This is a genomic window from Diplocloster agilis (assembly GCF_019042275.1).
GTDB classification, from domain to species: Bacteria; Bacillota; Clostridia; order Lachnospirales; family Lachnospiraceae; genus Diplocloster; species Diplocloster agilis.
Genome location: NZ_JAHQCW010000044.1, coordinates 20,534 through 40,232, shown reverse-complemented (window position 1 = coordinate 40,232; position 19,699 = coordinate 20,534). Strand labels below are relative to the sequence as shown.

At 47.7% G+C, this 19,699-nt stretch carries 14 protein-coding genes; 3 read left to right on the top strand and 11 right to left on the bottom strand.

What is annotated here, in order from left to right; all coding sequences use genetic code 11:
* Nucleotides 1–223: 223 nt before the first annotated feature.
* The 3 genes from KTH89_RS20420 to KTH89_RS20410 all read right to left on the bottom strand — a co-directional run bounded on the left by KTH89_RS20420 (nucleotide 224) and on the right by KTH89_RS20410 (nucleotide 3,343).
* Entirely contained in the window at nucleotides 224–1,156 is a 933-nt protein-coding gene (locus KTH89_RS20420; protein WP_238722919.1) for a peptidyl-prolyl cis-trans isomerase, read from the bottom strand.
* Nucleotides 1,140–2,564, bottom strand: a complete 1,425-nt coding sequence (locus tag KTH89_RS20415; RefSeq protein WP_330655215.1) for an NAD(P)/FAD-dependent oxidoreductase — start codon at nucleotides 2,562–2,564, stop codon at nucleotides 1,140–1,142. The genes KTH89_RS20420 and KTH89_RS20415 overlap by 17 nt, the downstream gene beginning before the upstream one ends.
* A gap of 320 nt (nucleotides 2,565–2,884) precedes the next feature.
* On the bottom strand, nucleotides 2,885–3,343 hold the full coding sequence (locus KTH89_RS20410; protein ID WP_158342522.1) for an Lrp/AsnC family transcriptional regulator: 459 nt from the start codon (nucleotides 3,341–3,343) through the stop codon (nucleotides 2,885–2,887).
* A gap of 349 nt (nucleotides 3,344–3,692) precedes the next feature.
* On the opposite strand from KTH89_RS20410, the gene KTH89_RS20405 reads away from it, so the two are divergent.
* A complete protein-coding gene (locus KTH89_RS20405; protein ID WP_238722918.1) occupies nucleotides 3,693–5,057 on the top strand; it encodes an MATE family efflux transporter in 1,365 nt (454 codons plus the stop codon).
* Here the strand turns inward: KTH89_RS20405 and KTH89_RS20400 are convergent.
* From KTH89_RS20400 to yicI, 8 genes are all read right to left on the bottom strand, one after another.
* Nucleotides 5,002–5,958, bottom strand: a complete 957-nt coding sequence (locus tag KTH89_RS20400; RefSeq protein ID WP_238722917.1) for a nucleoside hydrolase — start codon at nucleotides 5,956–5,958, stop codon at nucleotides 5,002–5,004. The two genes, KTH89_RS20405 and KTH89_RS20400, sit on opposite strands and share 56 nt — an antisense overlap.
* Complete coding sequence (locus KTH89_RS20395) at nucleotides 5,955–7,547, bottom strand: response regulator transcription factor (protein ID WP_238722916.1); 1,593 nt, start codon at nucleotides 7,545–7,547, stop codon at nucleotides 5,955–5,957. The genes KTH89_RS20400 and KTH89_RS20395 overlap by 4 nt, the downstream gene beginning before the upstream one ends.
* The gene (locus KTH89_RS20390) at nucleotides 7,525–9,291 is read right to left on the bottom strand and encodes a sensor histidine kinase (protein ID WP_238722915.1); all 1,767 of its coding nucleotides are present in this window, start codon (nucleotides 9,289–9,291) and stop codon (nucleotides 7,525–7,527) included. Before KTH89_RS20390 ends, KTH89_RS20395 begins: the two co-directional genes overlap by 23 nt.
* 230 nt (nucleotides 9,292–9,521) lie before the next feature.
* Nucleotides 9,522–12,068, bottom strand: coding sequence for a GH116 family glycosyl-hydrolase (locus KTH89_RS20385; RefSeq protein ID WP_238722914.1), 2,547 nt, complete (start codon nucleotides 12,066–12,068; stop codon nucleotides 9,522–9,524).
* Nucleotides 12,016–13,350, bottom strand: a complete 1,335-nt coding sequence (locus tag KTH89_RS20380; RefSeq protein WP_238722913.1) for an ABC transporter substrate-binding protein — start codon at nucleotides 13,348–13,350, stop codon at nucleotides 12,016–12,018. The genes KTH89_RS20385 and KTH89_RS20380 overlap by 53 nt, the downstream gene beginning before the upstream one ends.
* 106 nt (nucleotides 13,351–13,456) lie before the next feature.
* On the bottom strand, nucleotides 13,457–14,293 hold the full coding sequence (locus KTH89_RS20375) for a carbohydrate ABC transporter permease (RefSeq protein WP_158342529.1): 837 nt from the start codon (nucleotides 14,291–14,293) through the stop codon (nucleotides 13,457–13,459).
* Entirely contained in the window at nucleotides 14,283–15,173 is an 891-nt protein-coding gene (locus tag KTH89_RS20370; protein WP_238722912.1) for a carbohydrate ABC transporter permease, read from the bottom strand. The genes KTH89_RS20375 and KTH89_RS20370 overlap by 11 nt, the downstream gene beginning before the upstream one ends.
* An 81-nt stretch (nucleotides 15,174–15,254) precedes the next feature.
* The gene (gene yicI, locus KTH89_RS20365; RefSeq protein WP_158342531.1) at nucleotides 15,255–17,588 is read right to left on the bottom strand and encodes an alpha-xylosidase; all 2,334 of its coding nucleotides are present in this window, start codon (nucleotides 17,586–17,588) and stop codon (nucleotides 15,255–15,257) included.
* A 551-nt stretch (nucleotides 17,589–18,139) separates the two neighbouring features.
* Here yicI and KTH89_RS20360 point away from each other — a divergent pair.
* Nucleotides 18,140–19,438 carry a hemolysin family protein gene (locus KTH89_RS20360; RefSeq protein WP_158342532.1) on the top strand — a complete coding sequence of 433 codons (1,299 nt, stop codon included), beginning with the start codon at nucleotides 18,140–18,142 and terminating at the stop codon, nucleotides 19,436–19,438.
* A gap of 81 nt (nucleotides 19,439–19,519) precedes the next feature.
* A partial coding sequence (locus KTH89_RS20355; RefSeq protein ID WP_238722911.1) for a hypothetical protein occupies nucleotides 19,520–19,699 on the top strand: 180 nt, incomplete at its 3' end.

The following is a 19,699-nucleotide window of genomic DNA, read 5'->3' as shown; positions in this document are numbered from 1 at the left end:
ATTCTCATCTTATAAAAAGCATGGCCGAATAGCGGAAGGAGACTCAAGTGAGAATGGAGGCTCTCACGCCGACATTCTCACTGCTTTCAGAGGCTCCTGGAGCTGTATATGAGGTTGCTTTTTCTAAGATGAGAATTGCTGCGGTAACCGGGGCATCTGCGGCCGGAGACAGGGGCGTTCCCACCTCCCGGCTCCATCAGGCCCGGCCCTCCCTAAAGGTTACCTACTGCGCATTCCCCACCGAATCCCAAAGCTCCTGATTGAACTCGGAATCAAGGCCCGCCACAAAGGGATCGTAAACCTTCCGGAAAGCATCTTCCTTCCGCTGGTTTGCGATAACCACTTTATTGGCATCGGTCGCGTCTACATCATAATTATTCATACATTTAAGGATGTAATAGCCGTCGTCCGTGGCTACCACATCGCTGATCTCATCGTTGGCCAGGGCAAAGACCGCTTCCTCCAGCTTGCTGTCCACTTCTCCTCTGCCGTAAGCCTTCTGCATCTCATCGCTCTCGTTATAACTTTCCGCGAGGGCGGCAAAATCCTCTCCGGCTTGGGCTTTTTGAACCACTTCATTTGCCACCAATTCGGATTTGGTGAAGATCTGCTGTACTAACACGGCTCTGGCTTCATCGTCGCTGACTTCGGTATTCACATCTTTGGTCAGTTCCTGATAGACCTTATCTGCCAGCTCGAATTCCTGATAAAAACTCCTCAAAGACTCCTGGTCCACGCCCAGGCTCTTTATGGTCTCCTCGTCCAGTGCAGCGTACTGCTGATCCGCGGTATCGGAGGCCGTCTTCTTCTCTTCTTCGGTCAGTTCGATCTGGCGGTCTTTTGCCAAAAGATTCATGCATTTGACTTCCACCAGCCTGTCGATTACCCGGTCCTTCGCATACTCTTCGATGGTATTTCCATTGACCGTCTGCTTCCACAGCTCTTTGCCATATACCTGATCGTACCCCTGCTGCATCTGCATCAGCAGATATTTGGCCTCCGGCAGCGTGCAGACAGCCTCGCCTATTTGAAACACGTCGTTTTTCCCAAGACCGGTGGTAAGGACGATCTCTTTCCCCTTACCGCAGCCGGCCATCGTAAATAATATACAAAGGCAGGCCAGGACGGCCGCCGCTTTTTTATGCCTCAACTTCATTGCCGACTCCATATAACTTCGTTAAAATACTTCTGGCTACACTGATTCCATTGGCGGAAGCCTGCTGAAGGCCCCTGGTCACAGACGCGCCGTCTCCGATCGCCCGCAGACCGTCAACGCTGGTCTCAAAATCCTGATTTACCACGACTTTGTTGGAATAGAACTTCACTTCCACGCCGTACAGCAGCGTTTCATCGCTGGCAATACCGGGAGTTACTTTATCCAGGGCCAGCAACATCTCTTCGATATCCACCATAATCCGGTGCGGGAATACCAGGGACAGGTCTCCGGGTACCGCATCCTTTAATGTGGGGATCAGATTATTCCGGCACAGGCGCTCTTCCGTGGTACGCCTTCCTCTCTGGAAATCACCGAAGGTCTGTACCAGGATCTTACCGTCGCAGAGCATATTACTCAGCTGTGCGATCTGTTTGCCATACTCAATCGGGGTCTTAAAGGGTTTCGTAAAATTCTTGGACACCAGAATGGCAAAATTCGTATTATTGGTCTTATATTCCTGGGACTTATAGGCATGTCCGTTGACAACCGCCAGTCCATTTTCATAATATTCGGTGGCCACCTCTCCCGACGGATTCGTACAGAAGGTCCGCACCTTATCGTCAAAGGTAGGCGTATAATAGACAAGCTTCGCTTCATACAGGTTCTTATTCAGGAATTCCATAACTTCATCCCGGACTTCCACACGGACTCCCACGTCCACCGTACCGACTTTCGTCTCTATCCCGTGGCTCTGGCAGATATGACTGAACCAGTCCGCGCCTTCCCGGCCCACTGCGGAGACGATCTCCGGCGCCGTAAAGGTATCCCCGGCATCGGTTACCACACCGGTCACTTTATTATTCTCCACCAGGATGTCATCCACCATGGTATTAAACAGCATGTCAATTCCTTCGTCCAGCAGATGTGTCTGGAGCTTTGTATAAATCTTATATCCCTCTTCCGTACCCAGATGGCGGATCGGACATTCGATCAGCTTTAAGTTGGCCGTGATGGCTTTTCTGCGGATTTCCTGGATTTCTTTTGCCTTATCGATGCCGTATACGTTCGTATCCGCACCGAATTTTAAATAAATATCATCGGATTCTTTTAACAGCTCTACCGTTTTATCGTAACCAAGGATTTCGGGAAGATTTCCTCCCACGTCCGGAGACAGGGACAGCTTCCCGTCGGAAAACGCTCCCGCTCCTGCAAAACCAGTCGTGATGGAACACGGCTGGCATCCTACACACTTTTTTGTTATCCGCTTCGGGCACTGCCGTTTCTCGATCGGCCTGCCTTTTTCAATCATCAGCACCTTCATATCTTTCTTCTGCCGGATCAGCTCATATGCGCAGAAGATTCCGGAAGGCCCCGCCCCCACAATAATTACATCGTATTCTTTTTTCATCATCATCACTCCCTAATGGGTAATTCTATTGTATCAGCCCTGCCCTTTCGGCCGGCTGCAGCGCCGGGTGTTTCCCTTTTCAAGCGCCGCTATTTTTTATCGCTATGAGCACTTGCGGCTGTATTATAGCCGCTTACGTGCGATGCATGAAAAATAGCCAGCGAGGTTTTTTCGAGCGCCGCTATTTTTTATTATAGCATGCCCCTTTGCGGAATGTATAGTGAAAAATTCGTGAAATCATTCCGAAATCAAGGGATTTCAGGCGGTTTTTGTCTATATTAGGCGGCCTGGTTTTATTTTCGGGCCACTCTATCGTCCGCCTACAGACGAAGTCCCTTGATGTCCTTGATCCGGGCGAGAATTATATTGCAGCTTAAATCTGTCAGGCCTGGGAGGGAATGCATTACATTTTCAAGAAATGCTTCCAGTTCCTCCTGGTCCGCGGCCACCGCATGTACATGCAGCCGGCATTTCCCGGACACCTGATAGATCTGGGTAACCGTGTCGTTCTCTTCCAGGATACGGATCACCTCTTGATAAGCAGAAGGCTTTGTTTCCAGCTCAAAATAACAGGATACCGCCCCGTTTATCTTTTGGGGGTTGATGACTGTGGTATATTCCTCAATGATCCCACGCTCTTCAAGCGCTGTGATTCTGCTTTTCACCGCCACTCTGGACAGGCCTACCTCTGCGCCGATGTCGGAGTAGGACATCCGGGCATTGTGGATCAGCAATTCCAGTATTTTCTGGTCGGTTTCGTCCAGGCCGTCTAAAAACATTTGAACTTCCCCGCTTTCTTTCCGGTATTTTCTGTTCTCATAATAGAACGCTCTGATTCAAAAGGCAAGTCTTAAGTCGCCGTCAGTCTTAAGCCGCTGTCAAATAGCAGGAAATACATGTATCAATCATTTAGAAATGCAGCTTATTAATTGTCTTATAAATTTAAAATTTTTTATGTTATAGAAGGAATTATAAAAATATAATGATTTTTATACCGAAAGCTCGGCATCGCATTTAATTTGCTTTAAATCTGCTTCATCCCCGACTTTGTTATTGACTTTATACGGATCTTATTCTATGATTTGATTACTAAACGAAATATAAAACTTACGCATCGGAAGTGTTCTTATGGAAAGAGATTTGACCCGGGGATCTGTTACACGGTCAATTTTATTGTTTGCCGCGCCGATTATCACCGGTAACCTGTTGCAGTTATTTTATAATATCGCCGACACTTTGATCGTCGGACGTTTTCTGGGAGCCGACGCATTAGCGGCTGTTGGATCTTCTTACAGCGTCATGGTTTTTTTGACTTCGATTATTTTAGGCTTATGCATGGGGAGCGGGGTACTGTTCTCCATGCTTTACGGTGCTCATCAGGAACGCGATATGAAGAAGAGCTTTTTTGTCTCCTTCCTTTTTATTGGGGGAATTACACTGATCCTGGAGGCTGCCGCGCTGCTTCTGATCGATCCGCTGCTTCGGGCTCTGCAGATTCCGGCGGATATTTTCTCGCTGACCAGGGACTATCTTTTTATCATTTTTCTGGGTATTGTTTTCACGTTTATTTTCAACTATTTTGCGGCGCTTCTCCGTTCCGTGGGGAATTCATCCGTGCCCCTCGTGTTCCTGGCCGCGTCGGCCCTGATCAATATCGTGCTGGATCTTTTATTTATTCTTGTCTTCCACATGGGAGTGGCCGGGGCCGCCGTAGCTACGGTTACCGCCCAGGGTATCTCGGCCGGCGGGCTCTTTCTTTATTGTCGGTTCCGCGCTGCGCATTTATTCTGGACCAAAGAGGATATGCATTTTGACCGCGGGATCGCCGGGCAGATCGCCCAGTATTCCCTGCTGACCTGCGTACAGCAGTCGGTTATGAATTTTGGCATTCTTATGATACAGGGACTGGTGAACAGCTTCGGCGTTTCCGTTATGGCCGCCTTTGCCGCCGCGGTAAAGATCGATTCCTTCGCCTACATGCCGGTACAGGATTTTGGCAATGCTTTCGCCACCTATATCGCCCAGAACAGCGGGGCGAAGAAAGCCGGCCGTATCCAAAAAGGATTGAAATCCTCGATCCTTATCGTGGTCGTATTCTGCGCACTGATCTCCTTTGTGGTGTTTACCTTCGCTCCGGGTCTGATGACGCTCTTCATCCGTCCGGAAGAAACGGAAATTATAAGGATCGGAACCGGCTACCTGCGGATAGAGGGCGCCTGCTACTGTGGAATCGGCTGTCTTTCCCTGCTGTACGGGCTATACCGCGGGCTGGGCCGGCCCGGTATTTCCGTTATTCTCACTGTCATTTCCCTGGGTACCCGGGTGGGGCTTGCCTATCTGCTGGCGCCGCTGCCTGCGTTTGGGCTGAATGCTGTCTGGTGGGCGATTCCGATTGGGTGGGTTCTGGCTGACGCCGTTGGACTAATCTATTATCATACTATATCACGGAAAAATACTCCCGAAAAAATGTCTCAGGATACACCTGGCTGCTGACTTCAAACCGTCCTCCAGGATTTTCCTCCAGATAGGTACAACCATCCATCTTTCCTCCGGAAAGCTCTATCTCCAGATTACCATTTAGATAAGTACACACCTGCGGACAAAAGACACTGACAGCAGCCAGCGGATCATGGAAAGTAATCTGTCCGTCTACCTGAAGCCACATTTGGGCCATTTTCATCAGTAGCGTGTATTCTTTAGCCGCAAATTTCTGACGAAAACTCTCTTCCTTCATAACTACCTGACGTGTCACATCCAAGCTGATGATTCTGGTGCGTGACGGCGCTGCGCCGGCTATTACGGCAGCCGCATGAGGATCGGTCGCCATATTGGCTTCCAGCATTCCCCCTCTTAACATGGAGGCTATCGATACATCTGCAAATGCCGGATTTCGGTCGGGCGTATGCCGTTTTTGCGGCGTTTGGATTGATTGGCAATCCGGAAAGAATCTGCCGCCCATCAATACCAGCTTCTTGAGCATACCCGGTAGTTCCGGGTCCATCCGAAACAGCATGGCAATATTCGTAAATGGACCGATACCGATCAGCGTAATTTCCCCCTCATTCTCCCGGATAACCTGCTGCATAAAGGAAAGCGCCTGTCCGGCCGGATATTGCCGGGACGATCCGGAGTGGGGAAGTAGTCTGCCATGTGGGGCCGAAACCTCCCGCTGAGGAATTATCATGCATTGTTCGCATCCGGGATAGACCGGAACCTGCACATTACATTCTCCGCACAATGTCTGAGCCAGCTCCGCCCGCACTCCGGCTTCTCCGGCAACCGTGGTAATACCCATCATGCGGCATGCAGGGTGCTTCAGCAAATAGATCAGTGCAAGCGCATCGTCCACATCCGTTCCCATATCCGTATCCAACAAAATCTTTTCCTGTCTCATCCTTTTCCTTCCTTTCCTCTTCTTCCGATCTGATTCCGGTACTGTAGTGTGGAACATCCCTCATATTTTTTAAAAATCTGAGCAAAATGCTTATACTCGTGGAATCCCACTTTTTCCGCAATCTCATAGGCTTTATCATTGGTATTTTCCAAATACCATTTCGCCTTGCAGACCCGGTACTGATTTAAAAATTCCCGGAAGGTCAGTTTTATTTCCTTATTAAATAAATGGCTTAAATAATTCGGTGTGACTCCCATATTCCCTGCAATCTCCTCAATCATGAGATCCTCCGTGTAATGTTTCTTCATATAATCCAACATTTCCTTTACTACTTTGTTGCCCGTAGGATAATGCTGCTCTTTAATCCGCTGATAGAGCTCCTCGTAGGCCGTCCGAATACAAGCACCGAATTCTGCAATTGTATCGCAGGTATCATCCATACGTTCGATTACGGCCTCCCGACTCCTGCATTGATGTAGCGCGTAATCCTGGCAGATCCGGTACAACAGGTTGATAAGGTCCACGCAGAAATCCCGGAGAGCCGAATAGGTATAGGATCTTTGCTTCTGTATTTCCTCAAATTTTGCATCCAAAATCCCATATACGTTCTTTAAATCTCCATCCAGGTAATTTTGTTTAATGTCCTCATACATTTTCGTATCTACCAGATAATGATTGCTGATCTTCTTATTATTGCTCTCATCCGAATAATACAGCAAGGACTCCCGGCCTGTATAGATCTTATTGCGTACAGCAGTTTTGCTCTGTGTGTACAGTATATAAAAATCCTGCATACCGCCTTCACAGCTGGCTCCCATTGAAAATGTAATCTGGTAATCTGCCGTCGTCATTTCATTCAACTCATGAAACAGCTGCGGAATCTTTTTGCATGAATGCTCGGTCTGTAAAAGGATCAGTCCTTCATCAGAATGAAGCTTTACAAAATGAAAAGCCTTTTCCCCAAACCATTTACCACAGATACCCATGAATTTCTCCATATGCCCTTTATTATCAAAAGGCAGTTCCTGTTCGTGAAAATACCGGTCGGTCTGCAAATACAGACACTGAACCCGATCCTCATCATTTAATCCGAGATCCTTCATCCCGTCAGCATATTCATCTCTTCCGACTACACCCTTTGATTTCACCAATCTTTTGATAAAATACTGTCCGTCTGTATAAACATTAAGTTTAAGCGCACTTTCTTTGCTGGATTCGGCCTCAATTTCACCCATCAGCTGTGTGATCAATTCTTTTAAACGGGCGACCTTGATCGGTTTTAATTCATAAGCGGTCACGCCCAGACGGATGGCCTTTTTCGCATATTCAAATTCTGAATATCCGCTCAGCAGGATACATCGGACATGAGGATTCCACTCCTTCAGCTTCCCGATCAGGTCGATTCCGGACATGCGCGGCATACTGATATCAGTAATGACAATCTCCGGCTGCTCTCTTTTATAGATCCTTTGTGCTTCAAAGGCATCAGCGGCTGTCAGTGTTTTATGGATTCCCAGTTCTTCCCACTCAATTCCATCCTGGATCCCCTCCCGGATATCCGGTTCATCATCCACAATCATCAGTTTCATTTTCATCCGCTCCTTCCCGCAATTCAGGAATTCTAACAGTTACGACAGTCCCTACCTGCTCCAGGCTCTCAAAAGTAAGTCCATATGGCTCTCCGTACCGCATCCGCACCCGGTCGTGGATATTCTTCAGGGCAAAGGCCCCTCCCGTTTCCTGCTCAGCATAGATCATACTGCGGACAGCATCTTCATCAGCACCGCAACCGTCATCCTCCACATGCAGAAAGAGACTCCCGTCTTTACGTTCGATCCAGACACTGATATTCCCTGTTCCGTCTTTCTCCGCCAGTCCATGCTGGATCGCATTCTCCACCAGAGGCTGCAAGATCAGCTTCAAGGTTTGGCACTCCATCAGCTCTTCCTCTACATCGATACATACGCAGATTTTCCCGGCGAATTTGTTTTTTTGCAGAAACAAATAATTCTGAAGATAATTGACTTCCGCTCGCATCGTTGTAATGGAATCGCCTTTGTTCAGTACATGCCGAAACAGCTCCGAGAGCGCTTCGATCCGGTCGCTGACCTCCCAGTCCTTCTGTTTTATCGCAGCCCAATGAATAGAATCCAGTACATTATAGAGAAAATGGGGGTTGATCTGCGCCTCCAACGCCTTAAAGGCCGATTCCTTTTCCTGAATCCGGCTTAGATAAACCCGGTTAATCAGCTCTTTCGTACGTTTCAGCATCTCTTCAAATGCTTCCGTGAGACAGCCGATCTCGTCCCGGCAGTTACTGTTGACCTGTATGTCAAAATTGCCGTCCTTAACCTGGGATAGTTCCTTCGAAAGTCTATAAATCGGATGAATGATGGTATGGTTCTGGATAGCGGAAAAAATCACGCTGAAGATGATCAGCAGCAGCAGAGCCAAAAGCATGAACAAAAACAGAGAACCAGAAGAATTCAGAAGTGTTCTCCGCGGCACCGCCTGCACCAGTTTCCAGTCTGTCCCTTCCACATCCTGATAGATCACCAGCACTCCTACCCGGTTGACCTTAGTTCCAAAATATCCGTTATCGTCATTGAGTACCTGTTCAAATCCGGGGAAAGCCGCCCTAAGGTCCTGCCCGATCAACGTTTCATTCAGCGCAGAGAGTATACAGCCATCCGGACCTACCAGGAAAGCTTCTGACTGATCATCCGGAGCTAACGATGCGTAAGTCTGGCTTAATTCTTTCTCATTGATACTGATCCTCTGTAGTCCAATCGGCTGATTGAACCTGGAGACATCCATAAATGCGCGTATATAGGATATGACATAATGGGGGTCTGCAGTATTTTCCCGGTACTGCAGGCGGTATGCCCGGGTCCAGAATGCCCGTCCTCCAATTTCCATGGCTTGTTTTTCGAACATCCCGTCTTCCTTCTCCACCTTATTACCATACTGGAACAGCACCTCGCTATTATAACTAACACTGATAGAATCGATGTAGGATTTGGAATTTACTGCATCTTGCATGGAAACATATAGCTGTCGTTTGGCCGAATCCATTGTACTGTTTTTTAGTGTATATTGTTTGCACAGTTTCTGGATATTGTCGTCAATTAGCATGGATAAGGAGAGATACTGTGTTTCTTCTACAATACTTTTTATGCTGCGCTCCGCCTGTTTCATAGATATTCTAGAATTCTCGATCATTTTACTCTTTAGCTCCGAGTAAGACCGGTAGAATATAACGGAAAAGATAAGGATCATAGGGACGACGATAATTATCAGAACACTGAGCCGGAACTTTTTTATTATCGACATATCCCTGAATCTTTGACCAATAGATTTTCTCACGCACATTCCCCCGTTGTACTGGCTAATCCGCTGGTATAATGTCTACCGTCATTATAACATGGCTCAGACTTTTAAAGTCGGCCTCTGCAGATATTCCATATTTTCCCATCTCAACTAATCCGAAGAGAAACACATCTGGGGATGGCATCTGCATGGATACCATCCCCTCCCTCCAGGTATTTCCTATAAGGCAAAATCTATATAACCCGAATATCGTCTCCCTGTCCGTACAGCACTTCCATTTCCTTATGCAGTTCTCCCGTCTGTGCATCCTTTTTCTGATGGTAGATTCCCCAGGCCTTTCCGTTACACCAGAAACTGCTGAAATCATCTCCGTTGATCTGCGGCTTAAAGGAGATTGTGCCCGTCCTGTGATCAAACGCAAATCCGGTTAACGCCAGCAGGACACCGTAACTTGCCATGGAACGCGTATAATAATTGCCAGATTCCACCTCGGACCACGGATTCCGTCTATATCCATCATGTCGGTCTCTGACTGCCTTTACCACGGTAAGGCCCTCATCGATCAGCCCCGAATACAGTAAAAGCGTGGCCGCCTCATATTCAATTCCGGTCCAGACCTCTCCGTAGTAGGTAAAGGGAAATCTGGGTTTACCGCCTTTAGGCCAGGTACACGGAGTAAGCCCGGACTCATCGTTCAGGATAAACGCCCGCTCACCGTGAACATAATCCCGCGCATGACGGATAAAATTATACTTGAAGATAGATTCCGATGCTTTTTTTACATGTTCCTTCGGGAGTACATACCCTAATCCGGCGCAGTGTGCCATAAATTGTCCTAGCAACTGGTCCGACAGACAGCCTTCCCCATATTGGTAACGGTAATTCTCCAGGTGGTCAAGAATCTGTATATAATATTCTCCGTTAAAGCTGATCTCATCTAGTTTTTTGCTGCCGGCTTCGAACCGGTCTCTGAACTTTTCTGCCCGCTTCTCATCCTGCAGATAGCCAGCCATTTCAGCAGACGCTTTCAGTGCGGCCAAATAGATCGTGCTTACCATACTGGTGATTCCATAAAGCTCCGTATCATAGGTGACATGCTGTGCCTGTTCCAATACGCCGTCCTGGTCCTGATCCCATGTGTTCTCCGCGAATTCCATGCAGCTTACTATTTTTTCCCAGCTTTCCCTCAAGAATTCATCGTCACCACTTAACTTCCATTCCCGGTAAAAACGCACAACCGTTCCCAACTGGCCATCGGCTGATGGAAGCATATCCCACTGTTCGAGACCCAAGCCCCGGTAGGTCCGGTAAGCCATATGTCCATTTTCCCGGGTCTCCTTCAAAAATTCGATTCTTCGCATGGAGCGCTCCAGTTCGGGGAATAAGAAAGCCACAGTCTGCGCGTAATTCCATACATGGGTGCAGGTTCCGGAACCACAGCCAGCAGTCCGATCCACCCCTTCCCAACCCAGGAAATCACCGTTCTCGATCCGAAAGCAGGTGGGGCTTCTTAACACCGTTATGTTATCCGCAGCCGCTTCCAGTACATATCCAGGCAGTGTGGTCTGATAAAAAGCATTGGAAAACATCCTGGACCCCGCTTCAAGTCGCTCTTTCTGCTGATCCAGATACTCCGCCGCACTCCACGCATCCGGAAAACGGGCTGCATAATAGTTACGGATCGTTTCGTATTCGCCATTTTTAACAGCTTCAAGTGCCTCTATCGAATCAGGCCATCCCTTTACCCTATTGGGAAAACTCCAGGTAATCATGAACTCAAATAACTCTTCTCCGCCAGGTTTCACCACCCGTTTGCTGCATACTGCTCCCACCCGGAAAAAGAAGTGCAGATATGTATAATCAAACAATTCCGCCATCCGGCATCCTCTTGCCTCTACCGAAGAGGACTCATCCAGCTCTCCATCCGATGTAAAATCCTCCCAAAAGTCCTCCGCACCGTCCGTCCACTGTCCCAGCAGCCAGTATGGCCGGACCGTAGCCTTCTCATCTGTGACTGCAAGTGCCATCGTTCCGTTGGAAAGCAGGTTGTCCGGCAACTTATCTCCCCGCATGAACACGCCTTTTAACCTTCCGCTTTCCCTCTTCTCATTCCGACGTTCACCCTGAAATGTCATAATATCAAACATATCATAACCGGTAAATCCCACCGCATTATTTAGGGAACCCGCTACCGATACCGTAACGGGTCGGTTCGTTGAATTTTTTACCCGATACCGAAGGCAGGCGCCGGGAATACCGGAGTCATCCGCATTCAGCGGTATAAAAGGAGTATAAGCTTCCAAGCTAACCTGGACCGGCAGATCTTTATCCTGAAACTCCACCTGCACAAAAGGATACCTTGAGGATAGTCTGGAATCGCTCAATCTGGGCCATCCGGCAGTTTCGCACCGCAGAAATCCCTGTGGTTTTGCAAAAGGCGGCGTATATTCGGATTCCAGGACCTTGGCTGTAATTGTACCGTCTTCCTCCTGCGTACGAATGGCAAAGAATGTATAAGGGTTTATATTTTCCACCGCTGGCTGGTTGAAGATCTGCCAACTCTTAAGCTCCCCTCTGGCACCGACCGATATATTTCCCGTGCCGATCCCTCCAAGCAGGAAAGCGCAGGACTCTGCCTCCCGCCCGTAGGTTTTTTGTGTGTTATCCGCATATAGATCCGTCAACGGATATAAGCGTTCCTTTTCTTCCATCGTCATCTCTCTCCCGTTATTTCTGCACTGCTTCCTGGCGCAGTTTCTCCATCTGGTTGAGTAATTCATCCAGGCCATTTGTCTCCAGACAGTAATCCTCAATCAAAACATCCTGCCAGAATGCTGTCATTTCCGTGGAAATATACATCAGCTCCGATCCATAAATCCTGGTTTTCAGGTCCGCAAACTGCTGTACCAGCGGATCTTCAGAAGTAACATTAACGTTAACCGGGGCAAAACCATAGTCTGCGTGAATCTGCTGCATCTCTTCACTTGTAAATTCCTTCAAAATTTCAATAGCAGCGTCCGGATGCTGTGCATTCGAGGGAATAAAATACGCATCAGCTCCGCCCAGACTGATATTTTCTTTTCCGGCTTTCGGCCACGCGGCAATTCCAATATTAAAATCACAGCCTTCCGCTACCATACCGGATACCGCGTTTACATCCCCGATGATTGCCACTTTTCCCTGATGGAATGCAGCGATCACTTCATCCCTGGTGGTAATCATGGCGCCGTCCTTAGGATACCAGTAGCCCTTGTCATACAACTCCTTAGTCTGTTCCAGGCATTCCTGAAGAAGCGGGTCGGTCACAGCCACTTCTGCATTCCCCCATGCCTCCATAGTCCCTGCGTCATTGGATTTACTCAACAGCGCATTTCTGGCCATAAAATCGTTGCACAGGCCGCAGATGGCATAGGGATAGGCCTCGGTCTTCTCATCAATCTGGGCGCAGGTTTCCATGAACTGATCCCAGGTCCACTCCGAAGGAATTTCGATTCCCGCTTCTTTCAGTAGATCGGCATTGTAATAAAAATTAGCATAGACGCCTGTCATAGGCACCGAATAGTATTTTCCATCATATTTTCCCACATCCACCAGGCTCTGGTCCAGGGAATTCAGCCATTCACCGTTATTTTCCGTAAGATACGGCGTGAGATCCAACGCTTGTCCTGCATCCACATAGGGTTTCAGATATTGTCCCTGTTTGAAATAAATATCCGCCGGTTCTCCGGATGCGATTCCGGTCTTAATCACTGTATCCAGATTTTCAGTATCAACCTCCAGCAATTCAATCTCATATCGGTCGGACAGTTTTTCCTTTATGGAATTCCAGATAGGTTCTTGTGAAGTTGTAGCAGTATTTACCACATAACAGACCACCTTCGTCTTTTTCCCAGATTCTTCCTTTCCTGTTGCTTCTTTCCCATTTTCCTCCGTTTGGCTCCCTTGCTGACTACCCGACTCACTGTCGTTCCCGCTGTTCTCCTGTGTCCCGCTGCCGCACCCTGTCATCATCCCCAGAGTCATAACCACCGATAGTAATACTGCCAAGTACTTTTTTCCCATAACCTTTCTCCTTTCAATCCCTTCTGGCGCTGCCGTTTCCTGTGTCCGGCAGCATTAGTTTTGCTGTATATCTTTTATATAAATCCCGATTTTTCCGGGAACAGGATCACCCTTTTAACGCACCATTTGATAAGCCCTGTACAAAATACTTCTGCAGGAAACTAAAGATCAGAATCAGCGGCAAAATAACGATACAGATCGCCGCAGACATCGGCCCCCAGTCTGTTGAAAACTGTTGTTTAAAGCTAATAATCCCCACCGGCAGAGTTCCAAACTGAGAAGTTGCCGTGGAAACCGATGCCCATAAAAGTTCCCCCCAAAGCCCCACAAAATTGAAGATCGCGTTGGTTGCTGTAGCCGGCTTCATAACCGGCACCGCAATACGGCAAAAACACTGTAATTCAGAACAGCCGTCGATCCTGGCCGCTTCCATCAGTTCCTGCGGAATTGTATCAAAGTAGTTCTTATAAATCAGAATCGTCAGTGGCATTCCCCAGCCTATATAGGGCAAAATCAGAGTCACATATCCGTTCAGCAGTCTCAGACGGCTCATGATGAGATACAGGGGCATAATAACGGATTCTAACGGCATTAGCTGCGTAATTACGATAATTCCGATGGCTGCAGCGCTCACATAACGAACCTTTAACCTGGAGAGTGCATAGCCTGCCAGCGCGCTAAAAATAAGAACAGCTACTACCGATATTCCCACTACGATCACACTGGCTTTAAAATATCGACCGATTCTGCTGGTTACCCAGGCGCTGTAGTAGTTCGACCATTTAAATTCCCTGGGAATCCCCCAGATATTGTTGTAGAATTCGGACGTGGCCTTAAGCGATGTCAGACCCACAAAAACAATTGGATACAATGTAATGAGAACGGATAACAGCGCCACACCTCTGCAGACCAGATTGGTGTGGTTCAATTTTTTAAAATTCATAGGTCTCCCCTTTCATTATCCTTTGCGTAAGCAGCACAATTACGATGATAATTATCGCCGTCAATACTCCCATGGTGGAGGAATAGCTGAATTTGCTGTAAGTGAATGCGGTTTTCTGCATATAGATCGGAACCGTCATCGAGGCGTTAGCCGGGCCTCCCTTGGTCAGTACATAGACCAGGTCATAGGTCTTGAATGCGTTTAGCAGTACAAATACCATGGACAGCGCGATGGTCGGTCTGATTAACGGCAGAAGGATATGAATCATCTGCTGTCTGTAAGAGGCTCCATCAATTCTTCCGGCCTCCAGCAATGTGGGCGGTACCGCCTGCAATGACACAAAGCACAGCATCATCGGCATTCCCAAAAGTCTCCAGATTCCCACAGCGATCACACAGGGCAGAACTGTGGCAGAATTTTCCAGCCAGGCATTGGTAAGGCCGGTCAGTCCGATCAGACGCAGTAACTGATTCAGAAGGCCCATATCTGAATTGTAGATAAAGGTGAACAGTAAACCGATAATCGATACCGGGATCATAGCCGGCATAAATATAATCAACCGATATAAAGCCCCCTCTCTCTTTCTCAACCGGTAAAGCATCATTGCCAGCAGAAGACCCAATATCACGGCCCCAATCATGGTGACCACTGCAATGATTACAGAATTTGAGATGCTCCTAAGAAAAAGACTGTCGTGAAATGCTTTGACGTAGTTTTGAAAAAGCACAAACTTTTTTTCATTAAAGCCATCCCACTCCTGAAAAGATAGTACAATATTCCAGGCGCCGGGGATAAGAAACCCAAACAGAATGAATGCATAGGCAGGCAGCATAAACCCAACGGCCAGTAAAAGTCTCGTCCTTTTTTTCCGTTTCCGCATATCAGATCACTTCTCTTTCCAGATTTTTATCTTTTCTATCCTTATTATAATCGTTTGAAAATACGATCCATATCCACAAAACTACAAAAATGTACACCTTACGGTTACTTCCTTCTCCTCTGGCACCAGGCAGATCTGCTCCTTTGGACCTGCAATTCCATGGATTATCAGACGCAGATCCTTTAAAAGCTCCGACATCGTTATTTTCAGGCATCCCGCATGATATACCGCCTGTACAAAAAATACGGACTTGCCGTCTGTATCCGTAATCCTGCAACATGCGCTCTTCTCATTTTCGATCTGATAAAAGTGCAGACTCAGTCCTTCCAGATATGAATAATCCGGTCGGTCTATACGGCCGCCGATAGGCAGGATGGAATTCGGCCGAACATACAGAGGCAGAGAATGAAAATCATAGGTTTCCTGATACCAACGGCCGCCATTTTTGCGCTCGTTCGACAGCAGGTGTGTCCATGTCCCTTCCGGCAGATAATAGAGCGCCTGCTGGTTCTCCCGGAATATAGGCGCTACCAGCAGCTTATTACCAAGCATGTACTGCATATCCAGATATGCAGTGGCCGGATCCTCCTCAAATTCCAAAACCATCGGGCGCATTACCGGGATTCCCGTCTCATGCGCATATGCGGCGCAATCATAGAGATAAGGCATCAAAGAGTATTTTAGCTGTGTAAACTCCCTGCACACCTCACAAGCCTCTTGATCGTACAGCCATGGGACACGATAGCTCTTTGAGCCATGCAGCCGGCTGTGAGTGGACAACAGTCCAAACTGAACCCAGCGTTTGTACAGATCAGGGGAGGATGTCATCTCAAATCCACCCATATCATGACTCCAAAAAGAAAACCCGGACATCATAAAGGAAAGCCCGCCCCGCAGGGTTTCAGCCATCGATGCGTAGGTTGCACAGCAGTCTCCGCCCCAGTGTACCGGGAATTGCTGGCAGCCGGCCGTGGCACTTCGGGCAAACAGTACAGCCTCCTGCTCCCCTTTTTCTTTTACCAGCAGTTTATAGACACACCGGTTATAGAGATAGGTATAGTAATTATGCATCGCCATCGGGTCGGAACCGTCTGCATAGCGGACATCGATGGGGATTCTCTCTCCAAAATCTGTCTTAAAGCAGTCCACTCCCAGCTGCAGTAATCCTTTTAATTGATCCGCATACCAGGCTGCTGCATCCGGATTGGTAAAGTCCACCAGCCCCATACCCGGCTGCCAATTGTCCAACTGTTTGACTCCTCGGCCATCCGCTCGCTGTAGAAAATATCCCCGCTCCATCCCCTCCTGGAACAATTTTGTTCCCTGTGCCACATAGGGATTGATCCACACACAGATCTTCAGTCCCTGATTTTTATAACGTTTCAGCATGGCCGGTACATCCGGAAATGTCTCTGGATCCCATACAAAATCACACCAGTGCAAAGCGCGCATCCAATAACAGTCAAAATGAAATACCCTAACTGGAACACCGCAATCTTTCATCCCCTTTAAGAAGGAATTTGCGGTTTCTTCATCATAGTCAGTGGTAAAAGAGGTGCTCAGCCATAGACCAAAGGACCAGGCCGGAGGCAATGCGGCTCGCCCGGTTATCCCAGTATAACCTTCCAGGATCTCCTTCATATCTTTTCCGCAGATCAGATAATAACGGATCTCCTCACCCGGAACGGAAAATCCCACCTCCTCCACTTTTTCACTGGCCACCTCAAAGGAAACCGGGTCTGCATGGTCTGCAAAAACACCATATCCCTGATTTGTCATATAAAACGGGATGTTTTTGTAAGCGATCTGAGACGAGGTTCCGCCATCTTCATTCCAGCAGTCTACCACTTGACCATTTTTCACAAAAGCAGTAAATCGTTCACCCAGACCGTAAACACATGCTCCTGGATTCAACGACAGGCTGGCCGTCATATAAGGTCGGTATTCCGCCTTCATATACTCTTGCTCCGGAAACATCGTAGCTGGCTCTCTGTCATATTGAGCATAACCCAAGCCATGGTACCCGCAGGAAGTCAAATGACGCCCGTCTGCCTCAAAGCTTAGATTCCACTCTTTTTTATCAACGTGCACCCGGAAACGTCCGGAAGTAAGAACGGTTTCATTTTCAAAATCTTCGACCTTTGTCTGTATGGATTTTAAGCATTTTGGGAAACGCGGATCTTTTCTCTGGTAACCTTGATAGTGATAACTGCAAACGGAGAGGATATTCTCTCCAGCACTGGTGATCAGCGTCGTAATCACCGGCGTATCCAGGGCATCCGCCCTACTTTCGATTCTTTTCGTGGGAGCGGTGATTTTAATGCCGAATGGAATTTCTTCAATCTGAAATGCTTGGGCTGCATATATCATATGAGCCCGCTCATTTTTTTCCCAGTATCCTTCCGTGAATTTCATACGTTTCCTCCTCTTACCTTCTTCGGGTTATTTGGTTTTGATGTTGTTTCCTTTTCCTGTCATTACTTTTCCCGTTCTCCTGTCTGCTGCCTTTTTTCTTATCCGTAATCCTTATTTTACAGTTTTGGACGGCAGCCGCTATCCATAAAACTACAATAATATCCCAAGACCGTTCCGTCTCCTTTCCTAATATTGGGTATCCGTTTAGATTCCGGAAAAGAGGTTATTAAGAATTCGTTAATTTCTCCTAATAATGATTGACAGCCGGTAGGTGATATGTTAATTTATAAACCAGTTTATTATCAATCGACAGGTAAGGATGTGATTTCGCACATGGACGACAGCAGTGACGGAGATACTGCAGCCGAACATAGGGACCATTTTTTCTATGCAGAGCCAAAAATAGATAAGGTATAGTCTGCCCGAAAGGGAATCTGCGGCAGACTATACCTTTTTGTGGTTTTCTATATCCCATTAATACATGCCCTTCGGGCAAATTCGCAGCTTACTTTTAGAGACCAATGACTTTTTGATTCAGGAGGAATCTTATTATGGTTGGACCCATACTTTTACAGATTGTATTAATTTTCTTAAACGCTACATTTGCAAGCGCGGAGATCGCCGTAATCTCCATGAATGACACAAAACTCAAAAAATTAACCGCCGACGGGGATAAACGCGCCGCCAAGCTGTGGTCGCTTACCGAGCAGCCCGCCCGTTTTCTGGCCACCATACAGGTCGCGATTACATTGGCCGGCCTCTTAGGCAGCGCCTACGCCGCAGACAACTTTGCAGGTCCCTTGGTTGATATCATGCTAAACGCCGGCGTCCCTATCCCGGAAAATATCCTGAATTCCATCTCCGTCTTTCTGATCACGCTGATCCTGGCTTATTTCAGCCTGGTGTTCGGAGAACTGGTGCCAAAACGAATCGCTATGAAAAAGGCCGAATCCATGGCGCTTGGCATGTCCGGTATGCTGTACTTTGTCTCCAAGCTCTTTGCGCCGCTGGTATTTTTATTGACGGTCTCCACCAATGCAATCCTTCGGCTGATGCGCATGAATCCTGAGGAAGAAGAGGAAAAGGTTTCCGAGGAAGAGATCCGTATGATGCTGGCCGCGGGAAATGAGCAGGGTACCATTGATTCACGGGAAACCGAAATGATCCAAAACGTGTTTGAATTTGATGATATCTCCGTGGAACAGCTCTGTACGCACCGGGTGGACATCGTTCTTCTCAGTATGGAAGATTCCATTGAGGAGTGGGAACAGGTCATTTACACCAACAGACATACCTATTATCCGGTCTGTCAGGATAATCCGGATAATATCATCGGCATCCTGGACGCGCGGGATTATTTCCGTTCCCCGGATAAATCCAAAGACTATCTCTTGGAACACGCAATGGATGAACCATATTTCATTCCGGAAGGCATGAAGGCCAGTACCCTGTTTCAGAATATGCAGAAATCAGGGGTATACTTCGCAGTTGCCATCGATGAATATGGGGGGCTGACCGGTATCGTTACACTGCATGACTTGATGGAAGTATTAGTGGGAGATTTAAATGAGAGCGATGACGAACCACCCGTGGAAGAAATCGTTAAGCTCAGTGATAATGAATGGGCGATCCGCGGTTCTGCGGAACTGGATGAGGTGGCGGAAGAGCTTAAAATCTCTCTTCCAACAGAAAAGTATGACACCTTCAGTGGATTTATCTGCGGTACTATCGGCAGGATTCCGGATAATGGAGAGACTTTCGCCTGTGACTACTGCAGGCTCTCAATCCAGGTTGAAGAAGTGATTAATCACCGGATCGAACGAACGCTGGTCCGGCTGAAATCTGAATAAAAGGGCTCCGGGAATCTGTACTAAAGCCGGGCCGGTTCTGTTACTTTCGGAAGATACCATGGGGGACATGTCCAAATTGAAATGGACATGTCCCAAACTGTAATAGACATGTCCCAAACCGAAATGGACATGTCCCAAACCGAAATGGACATGTCCCAAACTGAAATGGACATGTCCCAAACTGAAATGGACATGTCCCAAACTGAAATGGACATGTCCCAAACTGAAATGGACATGTCCCAAACTGAAATGGACATGTCC

Bases quoted from the DNA above. Each gene is read 5' to 3' on its own strand.
- KTH89_RS20420 (WP_238722919.1), bottom strand. From the start codon at position 1,156: ATGAAGTTGAGGCATAAAAAAGCGGCGGCCGTCCTGGCCTGCCTTTGT.
- KTH89_RS20415 (WP_330655215.1), bottom strand. From the start codon at position 2,564: ATGAAAAAAGAATACGATGTAATTATTGTGGGGGCGGGGCCTTCCGGA.
- KTH89_RS20410 (WP_158342522.1), bottom strand. From the start codon at position 3,343: ATGTTTTTAGACGGCCTGGACGAAACCGACCAGAAAATACTGGAATTG.
- KTH89_RS20405 (WP_238722918.1), top strand. From the start codon at position 3,693: ATGGAAAGAGATTTGACCCGGGGATCTGTTACACGGTCAATTTTATTG.
- KTH89_RS20400 (WP_238722917.1), bottom strand. From the start codon at position 5,958: ATGAGACAGGAAAAGATTTTGTTGGATACGGATATGGGAACGGATGTG.
- KTH89_RS20395 (WP_238722916.1), bottom strand. From the start codon at position 7,547: ATGAAACTGATGATTGTGGATGATGAACCGGATATCCGGGAGGGGATC.
- KTH89_RS20390 (WP_238722915.1), bottom strand. From the start codon at position 9,291: ATGTCGATAATAAAAAAGTTCCGGCTCAGTGTTCTGATAATTATCGTC.
- KTH89_RS20385 (WP_238722914.1), bottom strand. From the start codon at position 12,068: ATGAATTACTCAACCAGATGGAGAAACTGCGCCAGGAAGCAGTGCAGA.
- KTH89_RS20380 (WP_238722913.1), bottom strand. From the start codon at position 13,350: ATGGGAAAAAAGTACTTGGCAGTATTACTATCGGTGGTTATGACTCTG.
- KTH89_RS20375 (WP_158342529.1), bottom strand. From the start codon at position 14,293: ATGAATTTTAAAAAATTGAACCACACCAATCTGGTCTGCAGAGGTGTG.
- KTH89_RS20370 (WP_238722912.1), bottom strand. From the start codon at position 15,173: ATGCGGAAACGGAAAAAAAGGACGAGACTTTTACTGGCCGTTGGGTTT.
- yicI (WP_158342531.1), bottom strand. From the start codon at position 17,588: ATGAAATTCACGGAAGGATACTGGGAAAAAAATGAGCGGGCTCATATG.
- KTH89_RS20360 (WP_158342532.1), top strand. From the start codon at position 18,140: ATGGTTGGACCCATACTTTTACAGATTGTATTAATTTTCTTAAACGCT.